Annotated in this window: 22 protein-coding genes; 6 read left to right on the top strand and 16 right to left on the bottom strand. The window is 41.9% G+C overall.

The features are described from left to right. Window positions 1-222: 222 nt before the first annotated feature. The 8 genes from tal to JGK07_RS01515 all read right to left on the bottom strand — a co-directional run bounded on the left by tal (window position 223) and on the right by JGK07_RS01515 (window position 8,139). Window positions 223-1,314, bottom strand: a complete 1,092-nt coding sequence (gene tal, locus JGK07_RS01550; RefSeq protein ID WP_293223522.1) for a transaldolase — start codon at window positions 1,312-1,314, stop codon at window positions 223-225. Further along, entirely contained in the window at window positions 1,214-1,504 is a 291-nt protein-coding gene (locus JGK07_RS01545; RefSeq protein ID WP_293223528.1) for a hypothetical protein, read from the bottom strand. Before JGK07_RS01545 ends, tal begins: the two co-directional genes overlap by 101 nt. Next, the gene (gene fbp / locus JGK07_RS01540) at window positions 1,501-2,574 is read right to left on the bottom strand and encodes a class 1 fructose-bisphosphatase (RefSeq protein WP_293223479.1); all 1,074 of its coding nucleotides are present in this window, start codon (window positions 2,572-2,574) and stop codon (window positions 1,501-1,503) included. The genes JGK07_RS01545 and fbp overlap by 4 nt, the downstream gene beginning before the upstream one ends. 325 nt (window positions 2,575-2,899) lie before the next feature. After that, the gene (locus JGK07_RS01535) at window positions 2,900-3,700 is read right to left on the bottom strand and encodes a hypothetical protein (protein WP_293174595.1); all 801 of its coding nucleotides are present in this window, start codon (window positions 3,698-3,700) and stop codon (window positions 2,900-2,902) included. Between the two features lie 83 nt (window positions 3,701-3,783). Beyond that, entirely contained in the window at window positions 3,784-4,755 is a 972-nt protein-coding gene (locus JGK07_RS01530) for a DUF483 domain-containing protein (RefSeq protein WP_293174598.1), read from the bottom strand. Between the two features lie 7 nt (window positions 4,756-4,762). Next, complete coding sequence (locus JGK07_RS01525; protein WP_293174601.1) at window positions 4,763-6,607, bottom strand: HEXXH motif-containing putative peptide modification protein; 1,845 nt, start codon at window positions 6,605-6,607, stop codon at window positions 4,763-4,765. Between the two features lie 34 nt (window positions 6,608-6,641). Next, the gene (locus JGK07_RS01520) at window positions 6,642-7,802 is read right to left on the bottom strand and encodes an FxsB family cyclophane-forming radical SAM/SPASM peptide maturase (RefSeq protein ID WP_293174604.1); all 1,161 of its coding nucleotides are present in this window, start codon (window positions 7,800-7,802) and stop codon (window positions 6,642-6,644) included. Window positions 7,803-7,914: 112 nt separating this feature from the next. Next, window positions 7,915-8,139 carry a hypothetical protein gene (locus JGK07_RS01515; RefSeq protein WP_293174607.1) on the bottom strand — a complete coding sequence of 75 codons (225 nt, stop codon included), beginning with the start codon at window positions 8,137-8,139 and terminating at the stop codon, window positions 7,915-7,917. A 228-nt stretch (window positions 8,140-8,367) separates the two neighbouring features. Here JGK07_RS01515 and JGK07_RS01510 point away from each other — a divergent pair, with 228 nt between their 5' ends. Continuing rightward, on the top strand, window positions 8,368-9,729 hold the full coding sequence (locus JGK07_RS01510) for an NB-ARC domain-containing protein (protein ID WP_293174610.1): 1,362 nt from the start codon (window positions 8,368-8,370) through the stop codon (window positions 9,727-9,729). Here JGK07_RS01510 and thrB read toward each other — a convergent pair. The 5 genes from thrB to JGK07_RS01485 all read right to left on the bottom strand — a co-directional run bounded on the left by thrB (window position 9,718) and on the right by JGK07_RS01485 (window position 13,927). Next, window positions 9,718-10,791 (bottom strand): homoserine kinase, encoded by a 1,074-nt coding sequence (thrB, locus tag JGK07_RS01505; RefSeq protein WP_293174613.1) that lies wholly within the window; start codon window positions 10,789-10,791, stop codon window positions 9,718-9,720. The two genes, JGK07_RS01510 and thrB, sit on opposite strands and share 12 nt — an antisense overlap. A gap of 88 nt (window positions 10,792-10,879) precedes the next feature. Beyond that, entirely contained in the window at window positions 10,880-11,449 is a 570-nt protein-coding gene (locus tag JGK07_RS01500; protein WP_293174616.1) for a Uma2 family endonuclease, read from the bottom strand. A gap of 52 nt (window positions 11,450-11,501) precedes the next feature. Continuing rightward, window positions 11,502-11,978, bottom strand: a complete 477-nt coding sequence (locus tag JGK07_RS01495) for a tetratricopeptide repeat protein (RefSeq protein ID WP_293174618.1) — start codon at window positions 11,976-11,978, stop codon at window positions 11,502-11,504. A gap of 4 nt (window positions 11,979-11,982) precedes the next feature. Further along, window positions 11,983-12,549, bottom strand: coding sequence for a Uma2 family endonuclease (locus tag JGK07_RS01490; RefSeq protein WP_293174623.1), 567 nt, complete (start codon window positions 12,547-12,549; stop codon window positions 11,983-11,985). Between the two features lie 142 nt (window positions 12,550-12,691). Next, window positions 12,692-13,927: a VWA domain-containing protein gene (locus tag JGK07_RS01485; protein ID WP_293174626.1), complete on the bottom strand. Its 1,236-nt coding sequence runs from the start codon at window positions 13,925-13,927 to the stop codon at window positions 12,692-12,694. Between the two features lie 223 nt (window positions 13,928-14,150). Between JGK07_RS01485 and JGK07_RS01480 the strand changes: the two genes are divergently transcribed. The 5 genes from JGK07_RS01480 to JGK07_RS01460 all read left to right on the top strand — a co-directional run bounded on the left by JGK07_RS01480 (window position 14,151) and on the right by JGK07_RS01460 (window position 17,093). Next, entirely contained in the window at window positions 14,151-14,810 is a 660-nt protein-coding gene (locus JGK07_RS01480; RefSeq protein ID WP_293174629.1) for an ATP-dependent Clp protease proteolytic subunit, read from the top strand. Between the two features lie 215 nt (window positions 14,811-15,025). Further along, complete coding sequence (locus JGK07_RS01475; protein ID WP_293174632.1) at window positions 15,026-15,619, top strand: ATP-dependent Clp protease proteolytic subunit; 594 nt, start codon at window positions 15,026-15,028, stop codon at window positions 15,617-15,619. A 259-nt stretch (window positions 15,620-15,878) separates the two neighbouring features. Beyond that, window positions 15,879-16,505, top strand: a complete 627-nt coding sequence (locus tag JGK07_RS01470; protein WP_293174635.1) for a J domain-containing protein — start codon at window positions 15,879-15,881, stop codon at window positions 16,503-16,505. Then, on the top strand, window positions 16,506-16,775 hold the full coding sequence (locus JGK07_RS01465; RefSeq protein WP_293174638.1) for a hypothetical protein: 270 nt from the start codon (window positions 16,506-16,508) through the stop codon (window positions 16,773-16,775). 78 nt (window positions 16,776-16,853) lie between these two features. Continuing rightward, on the top strand, window positions 16,854-17,093 hold the full coding sequence (locus tag JGK07_RS01460; protein ID WP_293174641.1) for a hypothetical protein: 240 nt from the start codon (window positions 16,854-16,856) through the stop codon (window positions 17,091-17,093). On the opposite strand, the gene JGK07_RS01455 is transcribed toward JGK07_RS01460, so the two are convergent. From JGK07_RS01455 to JGK07_RS01445, 3 genes are all read right to left on the bottom strand, one after another. Continuing rightward, window positions 17,071-18,009 (bottom strand): protein kinase, encoded by a 939-nt coding sequence (locus tag JGK07_RS01455; protein WP_293174644.1) that lies wholly within the window; start codon window positions 18,007-18,009, stop codon window positions 17,071-17,073. The genes JGK07_RS01460 and JGK07_RS01455 overlap by 23 nt on opposite strands. Before the next feature lie 461 nt (window positions 18,010-18,470). Beyond that, the gene (locus JGK07_RS01450) at window positions 18,471-19,202 is read right to left on the bottom strand and encodes a hypothetical protein (protein ID WP_293174647.1); all 732 of its coding nucleotides are present in this window, start codon (window positions 19,200-19,202) and stop codon (window positions 18,471-18,473) included. A 216-nt stretch (window positions 19,203-19,418) separates the two neighbouring features. Then, window positions 19,419-20,321, bottom strand: coding sequence for a hypothetical protein (locus JGK07_RS01445; protein ID WP_293174650.1), 903 nt, complete (start codon window positions 20,319-20,321; stop codon window positions 19,419-19,421). Between the last annotated feature and the right edge of the window lie 9 nt (window positions 20,322-20,330).

Raw genomic sequence — 20,330 nt, 5'->3', positions numbered from 1 at the left:
TCAGGAATTTGCGGACTTGATATTCTTTGACAAGGGAATTGTGTACGTTCGTACACAAAATATTCTTTGACAAGGGAATTGTGTACGTTCGTACACAAATTTTCCATAATCTCAGTCGCGTCAATAATTGGGGACGAGCATTTAATCAGGATTCAGGAGCCAAAACGATTATGTGTTCAGACTCCTGAGAGTTTCTGCCCTTACCGATACCAAATCGGCGAACTATACGGGTGCGAGCCTCTTAACTTTCTCTTCCAAGGAATCCATCAGGGATTGGAAGGGGCTGACGAATTTCTCGATCCCGTCCAGGAGCAAGTCTTCCATCACTTTGTCCAAGTTGATGTCGATGTCGGGATCTTTGAGACTTTCGATCAGACTGTAAGCTTCTGCAACGTTATTCTCAATCCGGGGCGCGACATCGCAGTGATCGAAACAAGCTTCAACGGTGTTCGGTGGCAAAGTGTTCACCGTATCGGGGCCGATTAGCTCATCCACATACATCACATCGCTGTAGTTGGGGTTTTTAGTGCTGGTACTCGCCCACAGCAGTCGCTGCACTTCGGCTCCCTTTGCTGCTAATGCTTGCCAACGATCGCTCGCGACGATCTCTTTATACTTCTGGTAAGCTACCTTGGCATTGGCGATCGCAATTTTCCCCTTCACTGCTTCCAGTTTGGCTTTGGTGGAAATATCTGTGACGTTTTTGAGTTTCTCGTCAATCTTGCCGTCAATATTGATGTCGATCCGGCTCAAGAAGAAACTGGCAACAGAAGCGATGTTGCTCACATCCAAACCCTTAGCTGCCCGCGCTTCCAAACCGCGAATGTACGCCCAGAAAGTTTCGACGTAGCTGTCAACCGAGAACAGCAAAGTCACGTTAACGTTAATCCCTTCACTGATGACTCGCTCTACGGCGGGCAAACCTTGAGCAGTTCCGGGAATCTTAATCATCACATTTGGTTTGCCGATCGCCTGATAATAGCGCAAGGCTTCGCTAATTGTACTTTCTGTGTCATTCGCGATCGTCGGTGGCACTTCGATACTGATGTAACCGTCCAAACCCTTCGACTCTGCGTAAACCGGGGCGAAGATGTCGCAAGCGTTGCGGATATCTGCAAATACCAGAGATTCGTAAATCTCTAGCACAGATTTGCCAGCCCGGATGCCCGCTTCAATATCCGCGTCGTAAATGACATTACCCGCGATCGCCTTCTCAAAAATAGCCGGATTCGATGTAATCCCTCGCAGCCCGCGACTTTCTATCATCTTTTTGAGTTCGCCGGACTCGATCAGATTGCGAGTCAAATTGTCCATCCAGATACTCTGGCCAATTTCTTTGATTTCTAACAGGTGATTCTTTGTCGCTTCTGTCACGATCTTTAACTCCTAAAATTTGATAATTGGTCATCGGGAATTGGGCATCGGGCATGGGGAATTGGCAGTTAAAACTTTCTTCCTTCTTCCTTCTTCCTTCTTCCTTCTTCCTTCTTCCTTCTTCCTTCACTCGGAAAGTGTTATGGGATTGCGCGATCGCTCTTTAATAAAAGACTCAACCAGCGCTACATTTTCTTTACTGCCAATAATCAAAGGCGTGCGCTCATGAATTTTAGTCGGCACCACGTCCAAGATGTCTTGAATACCCGTACTAGCCCGCCCGCCGGCTTGCTCCATCAAAAACGCCAAAGGAGCAGACTCGTAGAGTAAGCGCAATTTGCCATCGGGGTTTTTCACCGTTCCTGGGTACAAAAACACACCTCCCTGAGATAAAATCCGGTGGAAATCTCCCACCAAAGCGCCTCCGTACCGGGCGGTATAGCCTTGATTTCGATGTACGTAGCGAATGTAATCCCGATAAGATTCATCCCACTGCCAAAAGCTACCTTCATTGACACTGTAGATCGGGCCGCTGTCTGGAACCTTGATGTTTTCGGTTGATAGAATAAACTCGCCTAAACTGGGGTCGAGGGTAAATGAATGAACGCCCTGCCCGATCGAATAAACCAGCATGGTACTGGGGCCGTAGAGCACATAGCCGGCGGCGATTTGTTTGTGCCCGTGTTGGAGCAAATCGGCAGCAGAACCGTCTTCATCATCCCCCTCTTGCTTGCGGATGCTGAATATGGAGCCGACATTCAGATTGATGTCAAGATTGGAAGAACCGTCTATGGGATCGTAGAGCAGACTGTAACGCCCGATCGGACAGTTTTCCGGAATGTAGTAGGGTTTTTCCATTTCCTCGGAAGCCAAACGGCAGACAAGTCCGCTTTGCTGGAATACGGAGATAAACACTTCATTAGCATAGATATCCATCTTTTTGACGGATTCTCCCTGCACGTTTACAGCCCCTGTAAACCCTAAAGCATCTTCCATTAACCCGGCTCTGCTGAGCCGCCTTGCGATCAGCTTGGCCGCCAGCCCGATGCGACTCATTAGCGCACTCAGATCCTGAGCATCTGCACTAAAGCTGTGCAGTTGCTGGAGTACATGACGGGATAGAGTCGTACAATCGCGGTCTAAGGCTTGTACCTGCTCGGTTTGGCCTAGGCGGGCTTCCCCTGTCGGCGCGTTTACCATGATTTTGATGTCCTCCCTGTCTTGTGGCTGGATCGTTTGGGATTTTTCAGGTATTCCTGAATCGGCGATGAGACCGATCGTCCTGCAACTTCTATCTTAGGGAGGGTTTTGCGATCGGGCATGGAACTTTAGGTGAACTTTAGATCCCCAGACAAAATTGAGGAGTGCGATCGACTGTTGAGTTGAAAATTGTATTCCAAATCACTAAATTTTTTAATTAAGCGCAGAGGACGCTTAATGTTGGGAATATCTCATGGGCAATCGAAACGAATGTTGTAATTAAGCTATAAATCATACTTTGCAGAACGAACCCGATCCCGAAACTTTAAGACAACAAACTTTCAATAATTATTGCCCAAATTGGAAATTTGTTAGATATGTGGTTTTTGATTTGAGTTAAACCTCGATCGAGTTTGACATCAATAGAGTTAATAGTCTTAGCCATCAACATTACATTCTTATCAATTTGAGCATCGTAATTATATACTAAATAGGTGATCGGGGTTTTTTGTTTATTAATATCCTTAATAATATCCGAGCAATCTGCTTTGAGCAACCAACAACTTATATACCGTTTGTAATAAAAATCAAAATCAACTATTTGACCAGATAATTTTAAATAACTTCCAGAAACAATGAATAGAGGAGATGCTCGTCTCCATAAGCTACCAAAATCATGAAACTGATCGGTATTTGCTTCCTTCTCGTAGTCAAAATATTGCGTATAAATAGCCATTTGATCGGAACCCCACAAATAGCCTTTTTGATTTAGTAGCATTTGCGCTCGGAATAAATAGTTATAAGACTTTTGCGTAATTAATAATCTGCTTATGTCTATTTTATCATTATCTATGATGTAATCCACATATCTTAGATGTAAATCTAAACATAATTGCACAGTCCCCCAAAAAATAGCATTTTCCTGCTGCTCTAAAACTCCTAGTCCTTCTAACATAGGTAGTGTATAAAAATAGAAATATCGTTGGGCGGTTTTTTGATCCTCCACATCTATTAACAAATTTCGATCTAAAGTTAATTTAGAATTCAAAATCTCTTTTTCTAAATCAAGAATATATTGTAAGTCTTTTTCTTGAAGATTGTTGATAATTTTTTCTACAAAATTCATTATATTAATCCTCATTTAATTAAAAGTAAATTATACATTTTATACGCTCCCTAAAGTGTTTTTAATAATCCCTATTTTGTCAATCAAGTATCTTTGGAGAAACTAATTAAAAATGGAATCTCTACTTCATGTTTGTCACCTCTAGCAAAATAAGCACTGATCTGAGAATTGTCTCGGTAAACTATAATAATATTCCCCTCAACAATACAAGTATCACCTTTAACAAGTATTTGATATAGTAAATCATTTTGTGATGTAGGATATATTGCCTCTACAGATTGATAGTTGACTACATTTTCAGCAACAATGTTACCTTCAAAACGGTAAATTTTAAGTTCAGAAAGACATAAAATTGGTGTTTGTAAACGATGTTTTATTTCCTTTAAATATTCTTGGCTCTCCTCATTAATTAGAAGACGATTTTTTTGAGCATATTGGATAGAGGCTTCACAATTAAAAGAACAAGGTATATGGGGAATCAATGAGAATGGAGTGTGACGTAACAACCCATTAGATAAATACGTAGGTGTGTCAGTTGTATGGCGATAAGTTTCATAGTAATTATTATAAAAATACCAATTATTTCGATTTTGAAAAAAATCCAGACAACATTGCGGATAACCTAGTGCTTTTCCAAAAGTATGATGATCTGCTAAATGTTTTTCAACGACTCTTCGATCGACAACTAAAGGATACCATCCTGAAGCAATCGCATTTGTTAAAGCATCTTGTGACTTGGCAATAAAAACATGAGCTTCATCAGAAAAATCTTTACTAAAAACAGCTTTAGTTGTAGTAAATAACTCTTGAGGTAAACTGTTTAATGTTTCCCGATCTTTATAAAAATAAGCATCTACATAATAATACAAGCCAAAATATTGAGCTAATTCACAAAAAATTTGCCATTTTGGCTGTTGTACCCATAAATCTGTTGCCGATTTTAACCCCTTAACAGTAGCAATAAAAGAAGGTAATTGTCCCCCATCAGGAAATATCTCAAGGTATTTGCTAAAAGGACTATTTACTAAGTATTTGCTCAAACTTGCTGTATTCATATTTTTTTTAATTAACTAAAGTTTGAACTAATTTAACCATCATTTGAACTTTATTTTCAGAATTTGAGTTTTGCCTGATTAATCTTTTTATTTCTAAACTATTAGCAACAAGTTTATCTAGATTAAGCAAGATTAATTCGTAATTTTCTAACAGGTTTAAATGTCTCAATGCAAACATAAAACATTGCCAAAAATAAGGAGCATTAAGATATTGCTCAATACAACTTTGATAAAATTCTGCTGCTTTCTGATAGTCTTGATTAAGATAAGCAGTATGTCCACATATTAAGTCTAATAAAATTGAATCTCCCAACTGAGTTTCTTTTAATATGTCTTCTAATTTTTTTAAGCCTCGATCGTGGTAAATAGCTACCAAAGTTTCCAGAATTGGATCGAAGGGTTGTCTCAGATAAGTTAAGGGACGTAAATCAATATTTGGGTCAATTCCTAACCATTGACATGATTGATTTAATATTTTATTGCTGTCCTTATTTTCCAAATCTACAGAGAGTTTAATTGGAAATATTTTACTTTCCACTAAATTAGGATTTGCCGCTTCCCATTTCTGCTGATGTTCTTTTGATCTAACGTCGATCAGTTGTTTTTCTGTTTGAGAGATTTCAGGTTCAACTCGATTAATATTTTCTTCTATTGCTTCAATCAATGCTTGACCAATTAAAGAAAATACTGCATTTGTTTTTAAAACTTTAAGTGCAGTTAGCAGTTGTTGTTTAGCAGCATACACTCTTTGTTGTAAACGCTTTTCTTGTAAAAGAGGTATATCTGTTTTCAGAATTTTATGCCCAAATTCTAAAACAGCTTGAAAGACATAAATTCCCTGCAAAATACCACTGAGAGGTCGAGGATCGTCACGCCAAGGAGAATAATAAACTGCTTCAGGACTACCTTCTACAATGATTGGATCTAAATTTAATAAAGCATTAAGTTTATGATGATGATATTCATGGACTAAAGCTTCTACTATTACTGAGGTATCTGACATCCAAGATAAAACGAGAAGTCCGGGTATTTCGCGAAATGTCTGACTTCTATGAACATCAATAGCATGAGAATATACTGGAACTAAAGATTGTACTCCCATGAAAATTTCACTTGCTAATAAACTTGAACAACTATCTATCAAAAACCAAGCTTCCTCTAAAGTAGATAGCCATTTAATAGTGGAAGTTGGTGTTAATTCCTCAAAATTCAAATCATAGCGACCACCTAAACGTAGATCGCTATCAAAAGCATTTAATTCAATGCCATTATTGAGATGAGGTATTTCATTTTGAATCATCTCCAAATTTTGATTACCATCTGTATAAATATTAAAACTCTCATTAGTTGTGGTCACAAAACGCAATCTTTGAAAGGCAATATGTTGAGGATGCTGTAAATAAATTCCGGTTCCGGGTATGGCAATAATTCCAGCATGATCGGTATATAAAAAACACTCTAGATTTTCTATATTGTCATATTTTGCCATTGCTAAAAGAAACTTTGAGAAAGATTCCAGATGAAATTTAATGTGCATTTCTGGAAACAGAATATGAGCTTTTCGGTTAACTAATTGCCAAGCTGTATCTAACCAAACGCTAAAAGATGGATAACGTAAAATCTTTCTTTGGGCATTTTTGGAAAATGATTTTACCAACTCAAAAGATTGACAAAAATTGGTTAAATCATCAATTAACTTAGGTGATTCTGATTGCAATTTTTGACAGAGATTACTTAACCTTAGCAAGGTTCTATGATATTCTGCTAAGTAAATTACTTTAACTAATGGATCGGAAGCCCCCGTAGGAGAAACTAAGTTTTTGATGGTATTAATATCCAGCTCGATCTTCATTGCACTAACCCTAATTTAATCAGACAAATTTTGACTAAACAGCAGGAATTTTTTTCTTCTTTATTGTTTGCATATCTTCAATTACTTGGTGGCGAATTGTAGTAATCATTTTTTTGAGATCGGAACAATACACTGATGGATTATGAAAGTAATTTTCGCTAGAGTATCTATGGGGAAGATAACCACCACCACAAACTTTAACTAAGTTACATTTTTGACAAGTTTCGCTCAAGTATTGCCACTTTTCTTGACGCTCAATAACCTTTTGAGAGTCAAAAATATCATCAAAACTGTGGGTAAATATATCCATTCCTAACTTGGTAGCTTCGGGATAAGTAACTTTCAAAGAATCAACGGCTTCAATATCACCGTTGGTTTCAATAACTGCAAAATCAACAGGGCTTAAACCCCATTCTTCTGAATTTCCTTGCAATCCTAGCATTAGCAAAATAATTTCCTTAAATTTCCTAATTTTGATTGTTTGAGGTTTTTGATGATACCAAATATTAAAAATCTTAAGTAGCCAGTCTGCATAAGGAGTTACATCAAGAGATTGTTTTTTACCAAGAGGTCTTAAATCATGGTGATTTAAAGGTAACAAAAAATCAATCGAAGGAGGATTATATTGTGATAAATAAGAATATACAGCTTCAGGATCGTTATGTAGATCGATCACACATAAAAAACCTGCCCATATTTTCCGTCCTCGATCGCTACTTAATAATTGAAGAGTTTTTTCCAAACTGGAAAATGTAGATTTACCTTGATGATCTAAGCGATGTAGATCGTTAGCTTCTCGATCGCCATCCATACTTAGACCTATTGTTGTATTATTAGAAATACAGAAGTCTAAGATTTCATCGTTTAACAACACACCATTACTTTGTATGCCAAATCTTAGTTTAACATTAGGTACATTTTTTGAAATAATTTCTTGAAATTTTTGGAGATAGTCTAACCCTGCTAAAAGAGGTTCTCCACCGTGCATGATTACAGAAAATTCTGATACTTGATGTTTGGTGGTATGTTCATCAATTCTCTTACCTAATTGTGTAATAGTTGCTTCTGACATTTTCAAAGGTTGCTGTTGCCAACTTTGATCGCTATGCTGATACATATAGCAATAATCACAGTTAAGGTTGCAACGGGATATTACTTTACAAACCAGCGAATGTAAGGGTGTAAACTCAGCCATAAATCATGATATGTTCAAAACTTAAATTATGTCTGCCAGAATTAAATGGCTGCTATTGCTTGAGGTAACTTAGTAGCCATTTAATTAGTATTCTGTAATAGCCAGTGCTTGACTACCCCCAAGCACGTTGATTGAACTCACCATGAGAAGAATGGCTCTCATGTCGATTATTATCAGATGTTGCCATTGGATTTTGAAAATTTATTTCTAAAATATTACCAAGTGCTGTATTTTTGAGTGCATCTAAGTCACTTAAGTCGAATTCTTCAAGGTCAAGAACAATACAATCATTTTGTGAGTAAGTATCAGTGAGTAATCTTTCTTTTGCTTGTGTCATTTTAGTAATGCTCCTAAAAAATTATCAACAACGGAAAAAGCACGACTTTTTAAGCCTGTGTTTCAATTTAAGAGCATACCAAAATTAAAGATGGGAGTGCGATCGGAAAAACTCGGATTTCAACTGGAGTTTTGTTACACAATATTAAGCAAAAAATCGGAAAAGTTCGGAAAAAATAGGATTCAGGTTAAGCTATAATGAGCTAAACCTTTACCCTGTATAGTCTTTATGAATGTAAACCAACTGTTACAATTTGTCGATCGGCTAGTGGTTGAACGAACTGGAAAGCACCTAGATGATGTTCAAAGGGCTGTAGTTGAGGGGACTTGGGAAAGACAAACCTATGATGATATCGCCCAGAAGTGCCATGTCAGTAAAAATCATGTAGGTGATGTGGGGGCTGAATTATGGCAACTTTTATCTGAAATATTGGGTGAGGATATAAAAAAAACTAATTTTCGCTCTACATTTGAAAGATTAAAGTTAACATCCTCACAATTTATTAATATACAAAGCAGTCATAGCAGTCATAATTTTAGCTTTTGTTCATTTCCCGAACGAGACAATAAAAAACATCAAGCAAGCCATAATCCATTAAAGTATCACGATTTAACTGTAGCTCCTCAAATTATTAATTTTTACTCTAGAGAATCTGAACTTAAAACCCTTTATAATTGGATATTCGATCGAAATACTCGTTTAATATCAGTGTTGGGCTTGAGTGGAATTGGGAAAACTACTCTAGTTAAAAGGTTTGTCGAGCTCAATTTGCAACAATTTGAAGTAATTATATGGAGAAGCATAAAAAATCCTAAGTCTTTAGAATTACTTGTAAATGATTTATTGAAGGTTTGTAACAAACAACAGATTCCAGAAAATCTAGATGAGAAATTAAAGCAGCTATTAGATATACTCATGTATAAAAAAAGTTTGATTATTCTTGATGATGTTGAGAATATATTTATTGACGGTCAATTCGCTGGAGAATATAGATCGGAATATCAAGATTATCAAAACTTTTTCAGCGCGATCGCAGAAGTTGAACATCAAAGTAATGTGATTTTAATTAGTCAAGAACAATGTGCAGAAATGGAGTCTTTAGATGGGGAATATCCTATTAAGTCTTTAGAGTTATCAGGTTTAGATGATGTGGAGATTCTGAAAGGTACAGGATTAAAAAATGAGGAGAGTTGGTTAAATTTAGTTAAGTTATATGAAGGCAATCCCGCTTATTTAAAAAGTATTGCTATTTCAATTAAAAAGATTTTTGATGGCGATGTTGCTGAGTTTTTAGGGGATAATAGTTTGATTATTACCCAAAATCTGCAATCTAATTTTAACCATTTGTTTAACAAACTCTCGCCTATTGAACAGCAACTTGTTTTAGAATTAAGTAAGTTCGAGCAGCCTGTATCCAGAGAATATTTAAGACAGAGTTTAGATTTATCATCAATGGATTTAATTAATGGTTTACAGTCCTTACAACAAAGGTATTTAGTAAGGAAAATAAAAGAGGATAAAATCTTGTTTAAATTGTCTTCTGTTTTCCAAGAATATGTAAAGAATTGTTGTTTAAATTTACAACCCTAAATTTGAGATTTGCGCGCCTTGAGTATCGATCGCGATCGCCCTGACATCAGCCTTCACCCCAACCTCCATCCAAGCAGCAGCCATCGCTTTCTCAACTGCATCAGCATTAGTAACATCCGTTAAAGCCAAAAGCGTCGGCCCGGCACCGCTAATTACCATCCCACAAGCCCCTGCATTCATGGCTGCTTCTTGCACAGCTTCATATCCCTGAATCAGCGATCGGCGGTAAGGCTGGTGAATTTTGTCTTGGAGGGCGCAGCGCAGCCAATCTCGATCGCCCGTTGCTAAAGCCCGCACCAACAAACCCAGGTGTGCGGCATTGAAAATTGCATCAGCCCTGCTGTAATCTGCGGGCAAAACTTGGCGCGCCTCGGCTGTAGAAAGTTCAAAATCGGGAATCGCTACCACGGGTACAATATCAGGATGCCAGGGAATATCGCAAATTTGCCAGGAAACCCCCCCCTGCCCCCCCTTGCTAAGGGGGGGTGATTCTCTTAGCCCCGCTTCGCTAAGGGGGAATTCTTCTGTTAGCCCCCCCTCATGGAGAGAAAATCCTTCTCTTAGCCCCCCCTTACTAAGGGGGGGTTGGGGGGGTGTATTGCTAGCAGCGAGGCGACATCCTCCGAGTAAAGCGGGGACAACGTTGTCGGGATGTCCTTCAAGTTCGATCGCCAACTGCATCACATCAACCTGACTCAAAGGGTTGCCGGCTAAACAATTCGCCCCTACCAACCCGCCGACAATAGCAGTAGCGGAGCTCCCCAAACCCCTCGCCAGCGGCACTTGCATATCTATATGTATCGCAACTGGTGGGGGGGATTGACGGAGGTATTCGTATAACTTGACAAAGGCTTGGTAAGCGAGATTGCTGTCGTCTGTCTTAACTTTGGCTGCTTCCGCACCCGTAACGGTAATTTGCAATTTCTCGGTTGCTGGCGGTTCGAGGAGGGAGAATTGGAAGTGGTTGTAGAGGCTTAAAGCGGCGCCGATGCAGTCAAAACCTGGGCCGAGGTTGGCAGTTGTGGCGGGTACGGTGACGGTGACGGTGGAGGTTGCAGACATTTTTTGACGGGGTGAATTTGGAGTGTTCAACCGCAGATGGACGCTGATGAACGCTGATGAATTTTTGGTGTTTGTGCGATCGACTATTTTAACCGATTTCTAAAACATCTTCATAAATTGAGGCGATCGGGCATTGAAAGTCTGCGCTATCCAAGCGAACTTCTGCGCCAACACCGTAAGGATAAAGTTCCCAACGGCCCTCTGAGTTGCGGCGATAACATTCTACGCCGATGCTTTCTTGATTGATAACTACGTATTCTTGTAAAGTTTCGATGGTGCGGTAGTCGGCAAATTTATTGCCGCGATCGAATGCTGCTGTTGTCGGAGATAAAACTTCTACGATTAAGCGCGGGTAGCGTTTGAAGTATTGAAGGCTTCTATCTCTTTCATCGCACGTCACCATGATGTCGGGATAGTAAAATACATCTGCCTCTTCTATTCTGGCTTTCATGTTTCCTGCGTAGATGCGGCAACCTCTACCTCTAACGTGACTTGTGAGCAAGTTGACGAGGTTGATGCAAATTGTTTCATGGGCATCGCTTGCTCCCGCCATTGCGTAGATTTCTCCTTGTCGGTATTCGTGTTTGATAGGGCTAACTTTTTCACCTTCTAAATAGCATTCTGGGGACACGTAGTTGTAGCTTTTACTTAATGTCATAATTTGAAAATTTTAAAGCTGTGGTGATATTATACCCTGTTTCCCAAAACATTTATAATAGCAGCCTGTGCAGGTGTTTTATTGCATCTTGATAATCTTCTGTCTTGCCGTCTTTTTGATAAAAATCGGCGGCTTTTTGATAGTCAGCGATCGCGCCCGGTTTGTCTTTTAATAAATAGCGGACTTTCGCACGGTTGTAGTAAGCATCGGCATACTTCGGGTTAATTTCAATGGCGCGATCGAAGTCGGCTTTGGCTGCTGGATAGTCCTTGAGATAGCGGCCGTGAATGATGCCGCGTTTGTTATAAGCTTTGGCGTAGTTGGGGTTGATGGCAATAGCTGCGGTGTAATCTGCGATCGCCCCTGGGATATCTCCAGCCTCTGACTTGGCTAAAGCGCTGTTGAATAAGTCTTCAGCCGCATTTTGAACGATGAATATTGGTGGGGATTGAATAGAAATGGCAGGGGATATTCCGCCCAAAACGGTAACAAATCCGCAAAGTGCGATCGCTCTGTACAAATATTTCATAAGTCTAAGCAAAAACCTGAGCTACAGAGCAACTAAAACCAGGTAACAAAGGTGAAGTAAGTTGATCGTTTCTCAACAGCGTAGCAACTAATCTTAAACTTGCTTGTTCCCTGCGATAAACCTCTATTTGCTGCAACCGCCAATTAGCAATCCAGTATTCTTGTACTCCCCGCACTGAATAAAGTCGGAGTTTCAAATCTCTATCCCTTCTTTCATTATCTGTACCAGCAGATAATACTTCAACCACTAACTCAGGAGCGGCGGTTAAATGACCGGCTTCGTCTAGCAAGAGGGCCAAGCGTTCATTGCTCGCCCAAACTACATCAGGAATGACGTTATCGGCCTCTGTGAAAATCAGCCCTGGATTGATTGCTGCTCGTCCTAAACCAGCAGACATCGACCAAGTATCAAGCACAGAGAAAAATCTGCCACAAGTCTGTTGATGACCCCAATGCGGTGCTCTAGTCACAAATAACTCTCCATCAATAAGTTCATAACGATCGCCGTTATCGGGTAAGAGTTCTAAATCGGCGGTAGTCCAGCGTACTTTATCAGATATTGTCTGGCTCATACAAGCACTCTCGATAGGTGGTACAAACATTATAAACCGGTTCGTAGTAAGGACTTTAGTCCTCTCTAAGGCTTTTAGTAAATTAGGACTTGCATTCCTTACTACGAACAATGCTGCCGATCGCAATTAAGCGAAAATAATATTACTTCAGAACAGTTTTAGAAGCAATGCGAGTTTTCTTGCGATCGGCTTCCGTCAATTCTGCACCAGACTGCAAACGAGTAGCAGAGGTTTGCAGCACAGTTGCGGCACTTTTATCGCCCATTTGCAGAGCAGTTTTAGCAGCCGTTTGTAGCATCGTGGCCGCACCAGCGCGATCGCCCTGTTGTAACCTAGTTTCTGCGAGTTGAGTTTGGCGGTACTTAGCCAAAGCTAAAATGTGCTGCTGCACCATTGGATTAAGTGCTGGCTGATAAACTTTCAGAACATTAGTAGAAATTGCCACAGGATCGGAAAGCAAACCTTCGCCGACACTCGGATCGTCATAGCGAATTTGTAATTGCCCGATCGCCTGCGTACCTTCCGGCAACTGTCCAATATAAATATTAGCCAAAACTACTCGCTCTACATCCTTCATTAAATCTCCCAAACGCACCATAAAGCGATCGCCATCCTGCTGCACCGGTAATTCGATCGTATCCGGGGCAACTTGCGCGATCGGTTTGAGTTCGGCTAACCGCACTTTTGGCATCAGCGAAAATAGCAAATAAGCATTAGTCAAACCTACACCTTGGATGCGAGTAAACAACTTGCCAAACTCATCAACCGCATCTTCCGGCCGCTGAATATGAGCCAGAGCACCGCCGCCAGCATCAGCAATCTTTTCCAAAATATCCTGGTTCCAGTTATCCCCAAATCCCAGAGAATTTAAAGTCATGTTGTACTCAGCGGCCAGTTTCGCCAACTTCAAACAGCGGTTATTGTCGCCGTGTTCGTTTTCGCCGTCAGTCAGCAGAAACGCCTGAGATATTGCTTCTTTTTTGCCTTTCCCCAACTCTTCAATACCTAACTTAATCCCTTCATCAATTGCTGTGCCGCCAGCGGGGCGCAATTGCTCGATTTGCCGTTTAATGCTGGCGGGATCTCCCACAACTTGATTGGGGACGAGAACTTTGGCTTTGTGATCGAAAGCCACCGCACAAAAGCGATCCCCAGGTTTTAACCTGTCCAGCAACCGTCCGGCGGCTTGTTTGACGGTTTCCAAGGGACGCCCGCCCATCGAGCCGCTGTGGTCGAGAATCAGGCACAGGTTTAAAGGTACGCTGGAGTCGATCGCGCTTGCCGTCGCCGACACTGAAACGGCTAGCTGGCGCTGGGTTGATGGCGCAGCAGCATCAAGGTTGGGGTCGTTCAAGACCGGGAGCAAACTAACTTTCATGCGGGATACCTAAAGATTGCGTTACTATTTCTTTAAGAATAACTCCATGAGTTCAGGCAACATTTCGGTTGTCAACAACCCCATTCTTTTGAGGAAAGGCACATACTCTGCCCTCCTTTCTTCGTCCCACCAAGCTGAGTACAGATACTTGTGCTGAGCCCTTCGACTTAGCTCAAGCGAGCCGTAGCCGAAGTATGGTGGGTGTCCCCAGGCAAAAACAAACATGAACACACCCATTAAAGCCGTGCAATCGCAATACTACGGAGAGGGCAACTCTCGAACTCCCCCTCCCGATTTACCTTCCCTGTTGCTGAAGGAGCGGATCGTTTATCTGGGTATGCCTCTGGTGCCTGCGGTAACAGAACTGATTATCGCTGAACTGCTGTTCTTGCAGTACGAAGACCCGGATAAGCCGATCAAAATCTATATCAACTCGACCGGCACTTCTGGTTACAGTGGCGAACCCGTCGGCTTTGAAACCGAAGCCTTCGCTATCTGCGACACGATCAGGTACATTAAGCCGCCCGTGCAGACTATTTGTCTCGGTTCGGCAATGGGGATGGCTGCGATGCTATTAGCGGCCGGTACAAAGGGCTTTCGGGCGAGTTTGCCCCACGCTTCGATTGTATTGCACCAACCCAAGGCTTACACGCGAGGTCAAGCCAGCGACATTCAAATTCGGGCGAAGGAAGTGCTGGCAAATAAGGCGACGATGCTCGATATTTTTGCAAGCTGTACTGGCCAACCGATCGACAAAATTACTAAAGATATGGATCGGTTGCTGTACCTGACGCCCTATGAAGCGAAAGAATACGGTTTGATCGATCGCGTTCTTGAAAGTTCGGAAGAATTGCCGAAAGCCCTTTCTGCGGCCGTCGTATAACTGGGAATGGGGAATGGGGAATGGGGAATGGGGAATGGGGAATGTGGCATGAGTAAAAATTAAGGGTTAATGGCTAGTAGTTTCTACCCTGAATTAGTTATTCAATAGTTTTTTTATGACTAACAATTCCCAATTACCGATTCCCAATTACCGATTCCCAATTCCCAATTCCCAATTCCCAATTACCAATTACCAACTAAACGGAGTTCCGAATTATGCCTATAGGTGTGCCAAAAGTTCCCTACAAAATGCCGGGTGGTTATGATACTCAGTGGATTAATATCTACGATCGCCTTTACCGGGAACGGATTATTTTCTTGGGCAAGGACATTGACGATGAAATTGCCAATCAAATCATCGCGGTGATGCTGTATCTCGATTCGGAAGATTCGGGCAAAGATATTATTTTGTACATCAATTCCCCCGGGGGGATGGTGTCGGCAGGCATGGCTATTTTTGATACCATGCAGCACATTAAATCTGACGTGGTGACGATTTGTGTGGGCTTGGCTGCTTCGATGGGTTCTTTCCTGCTGGCTGCGGGTACGAAGGGCAAACGGTTGGCTTTGCCTCACTCGCGGATCATGATTCACCAGCCTTCTGGGGGGACGCGGGGACAAGCAACGGATATTCAGATTGAGGCGAAGGAGATTCTGCGCTTGCGCCACCAACTCAACGGTATCTATGCTAAAAATACCGGAAAGCCGATCGAGAAAATCGAGAAAGACATGGATCGCGACTATTTCATGTCCGCCGAGGAAGCCAAGGAATACGGCTTGATCGACAAAGTGGTAGAAGATCGTCCTTGACAGTTGACAGTTGACAGTTGACAGTTGACAGTTGACAGTTGACCTGCAAGTCCGAGGATTTGAGTAATGAATAGTCTTGTTTTAATTTCTCCCGCTTAAGGGAGAGGCTTTAAACCAATTCTTTCTGGTAAGTGGTTTTGATAGTGTAGTAGTGCGGGCAACCCTCGCACTACCATAGTTCGCGGTAAATTTTGGCAGAATCTTTACATTTAAGGATTCTGCCATATTTAATGGTATTAGAAAACTTGATTCATGCTAAATGGATATTGCAGATTATTACCGACAGTTAGGGCTAAGATCTGGTGCGAGTTTATCGCAAGTTAAGGCCTCTTATCGAAAGTTAGCCAGACAGTATCACCCCGATGTGAATCCGGGAAACGAACAGGCTAAGAATAAGTTTATTACTATTACTGAGGCTTATAAGTTCCTGGTGAATATTGCACCCGCCGATGTTGCGGAATCGAAAGTTGCCAATTCAACTGTACCGCCGACTCCGACAGCGCCAGCGGAGGCGGTGAAAGCTCAACCGCAAGCAGTTAAGGTGACTCGGAAACAGCAACCCACTGAAGATAAGCAGGATCTGTCGGCGGCGGAAGACAAGTTAAAAAAAGATGCTTATTTTGAACTGCAACAGTTGCTGAAATATCAGAGGTTCCCGCGGGCGATCGCCCTAATTGAGGGTTTGGCCCAGCGGATGCCCGAAGATCGGGAGGTGCGGCAGTGGCAGGCGATCGCCTATCAGCGCTGGGGACGGCATTTGATCGGGGAAAAGCAGGTGGATAAGGCGAGAATTTATTTGAAAAAGGCTGTGAAAACTGACCCTCACAATCGAGCTTTGTGGGCGGAAGTTGAGCGAGATTTTCGCAGGTTAGAAGAGATTTATTGATTGGGAATTGGGAATTGGGAATTGGGAATTGGGAATTGGGAATTGGGAATTGGGAATTGGGAATTGGGAATTGGGAATTGGGAATTGGGCATTGAGAATTGGGAATTGGGAATTGGGAATTGGGAATTGGGAATTGGGAATTGGGCATTGGGCATTGGGCATTGGGAATTGGGCATTGGTTCTGTGCAGGTAATCGAAAGACTATACTGTGTTGTATCAACTTGTAGGGTGCGTCACTATGAAATGTTCGATGAAATTTGCAGATTGTAGATGGGGCGCACCTTACTATTTTTTACGCTCGGCAATTCCGATCTGGTATCATAGAATTATTGAGTTGAGAAACCAGAGATGATTGACACACCATCCACCGAACCAACACTGACAGATGTAATCGAAAAATTAGACAGCCTATCAACCCGTGTTGACCACCTATCAACTCGTGTTGACAACCTAGCGACTGATGTCGAGAAGTTCAACGATCGATTTTCCAACTACCAGCAAGCGACTCAATGGGTTGTGCAGCTTGCTTTTACTCTGATTGCTAGTGCCACGATCACGGTGATTGTTACTTCGGTTCTGCGTCGGTAATCAAAAGGTTAATATTTTTGAGTTTTTCTAAAATAACTTGGGTATTTTCAGGTCGGTTTTCGGGTAGCGGTTCCATCAATTCGTCGATCAAGCTTACGAACAACTCGTCAACGCCTACAGCTTGATTTCTCCAATTTATTTTACCAGTTTTTGCATTGACGGGAAAGTCGATCGGCTGTAAACCCGTTAATAAATGTACAAAAGTACGCCCCAGGGCAAAAAAGTCCGTTAGCGAAGCCCTCGAAGAGGATCGCACTTCTGGTTTACCTGCAATTTGTTCGGGCGCGGAGTATCCAGCAGAACCTATGGGTGCGGTATCCGTGTCTGCTTCGGCTGCTGCGCCAAAGTCAATTAATCGCAATTTCCCATCCGCTGCAAGCATCAAGTTGGATGGCTTAATATCCCGATGCACTAAATGATATTTGTGAATTGCCTCCAAAATATAGAGCATTTGTTGCAGCCAATCAACAGCTAATGTTTGAGAAATGTACTGATGTTTAGTTAGAAATTCTGCCAAGTTTTCGCCAATAATTTTTTCCATCACCAAACAAGACAATTGCTGCGAGTTATGGGGGAATTTAAGCTGGAAATAACCGTCTGGTTCGACTTGGGGAACTCTTCCCTTTCCCGCTAGCCAAATTAATGCCCGCGCTTCTTGTTGAAACAAACGAAGTAAATCGGGATTGTGTGTATGTTTCAAGACTTTTAACACCTTGAGTGTTCCCCATTCATTGTCCCCGGTTCCCCAATCTTGGACTTCAAAGATGTCTGTGGGGCGTGCGGGATTGGGCGATCGCACTGGCTTGATGATACGATAGCGATCGGCAATTAGTAAAGCCGTGCCACAAGCCTGACAATTTTGAGTAGCAGCAGTATTTTCCCGTTGTTCGCATTGAGGATTGATACAGTAACTCATCTGTCTTGATGCGTCCTGGACTGACGGATTTAACGGATTGATTCAATTATTAGCGCGAAACCCAGTAGTTCTGACCTTACTACTGGGTTTCTATTACCGGCCATTTTACACGCTACCACATTTAAGTCAAGGATTTAAGATTAATATCATCGCGCTCTACCGATTGAGCTACTCCCCAGTGTTTGGTTGGGGAGGCTGGAATTGAACCAGCAACCTCGATGACCTGATTGTTCCTGACATTCGTTTTGGCGATCGGCGGTGAATGCTGAGTTTAGAGTAATAACTTGCTATTGAATTTGTACGCAACGCTGCCTCTGCCAATTTGGGCTACCCCTCATTATTAGGTTGAAGGGACAGGAGTCGAACCTGTACTGTCACAGTTGTACGGTTTAAGTTGAAGTTTGAGATTGAACTTGTACTCTGTTTATATCTTAAACCATAACTATCAAAAAAGCAAGCTATTAGCGGAAAATAAATTGAAAAATTCGCTCTCCTACTCTCTGTTCTTCAACTTCAGAATTGTTAGCTTCTTCGCGGGAAAACATCACAGCTTTCTGCAATATTTCCACCCTTTGCAGCAACTCATTGATCCGCTGCGCTGGTAAAGCTCCAGAAAACTTGACAGTGCGCCAGTAGCCGATCGTAATATCTTCGTAATAAACATCGACTTGAGCCGGATGGTGTTCCGTAGCTTCAGCTTTAACGTGATTGCGGGGAGTTTTAAAAGTCTTGAGAGTTTGCACCGGTTCTGTTGCCCAACAGTCGGCTGAAGCATCAAAGTTCCAAGTCTCGGAAGCATCTAAAACAGGAAGTTTTTTGATGAATGCTTGCAAATCTGACAGTTGCTTTTCAATGAATAGTAAATAGCTGACTGGCACTTGGCTCAAAAGCACGTTTCCGTCTACAGTTACGTCGGCACGGGCTCTGCAATTTGTCCAGTCTTTGGTTGCGGTTACGTCGAAGAGTTTGGTCAAAACTTCTGTTGTTTTGCGGATAATCTCTTCGGCTTTGACTTCGACTTTTTTGGACTCGGGCGGCAGTTGTTCGCCTTCTTCGTCTTTGGGGCGGTACGTGCGGGAGATTCCCGAAAGCACGGCGGGCTTCTGGAGGGCTTTTTGGGCTTCTGCTAGTTCTTGGATCGATCGGCTTTTGATGCCTTTCTCGATCGCGATAATCTGATTTAATCGTGCCATAGTTCTAAATTATTGATGCTGAACTCATGTCAAGTATGGTTGCAGGGCGATCGTCAAACTCTTTCTCGTGTGGCTTTTAGGGCTTTGAGGACTGAAGTCCTGACTGCAAACCTTACGATTTTTAAGTTGACATCACGGATATTTGTAGTATGACATACTTCAAAGAGGATGACAAGCTTTCCTTTGTAGGCGCGGTGCCAAGAGTCCCCGCCCTGACTAGCCCAGTAATTTATGCCTCAAAAACTCGGCAAAATCTCTAGCATCGCTGCGGATCAAGTGGATGCCGTCATTGGTGCGCCATTCTCGCGGGGGCGGGGGTGGCAACCACTCAAAGCGATCGGACGGAAACAGCTTTTTAGTCAATTCTCGGACTTGTTTTCTCCTGATTGCAGCGTCAACTCGCGACTCTTGAGGAATGTCAAATAAAATTATTTTTGCCCCGCTATTTTTATTGATTTCAGCGATTTGAGCTCTAATTACAGCAGCTTCTTTTTTGATATCTTCTGCATCTTTTTTAGACAAAGGTTGGCTTTGAATGTCAACTGTTGTTTGGATAGCTTTTTGCGATAATTCCGGAGTAAGATTGCGAGCCTCTCCGCTATCTAGTGCCTCTTTTGTTGCTTTTTGATTTTGTTTAGAGCGTTTTTTTAACGAATGTATAAAAATACTAACTGGACGATATTCTTCTCTCAGTATTGGCAAATACTGGCGCATCCAATAAAAAACAGGATTGTACAAAGATTCAACTAAATCCCTATCTATTGTGCGACTAATAGTATCGTTAATTTCTACCAAAATAATCGGAGGGTTGCTATTACTTTTTTTAACTATTTCTAAACCCGTCTGGCTCGATCCTCCCCCCAAAGCTATGCTCTTTACGCCCTTTCCAATGTCTGTAACATGAAGGTTGGCAGATAGAGAACTACCCACCATGACAATTTTCAGATCGGAATCATCATATACATACCTTTGAGCTTTGACAATATTATTTTGAATCAGGCTAACTCCGTCAGAAGCTGGCAACACTCCGCCACTGACGAGAACTTGATAAAAACTTATTACAAACAGGAAAATTAGTACCGGGCGCAGAATAGATCGCAACTTGTATTTTATAAACATTGAACACCT

Source organism: Microcoleus sp. PH2017_24_DOB_U_A, assembly GCF_020738205.1.
Classification (GTDB): Bacteria; Cyanobacteriota; Cyanobacteriia; order Cyanobacteriales; family Microcoleaceae; genus Microcoleus.
This window is presented reverse-complemented; position numbering and strand designations above follow the sequence as displayed.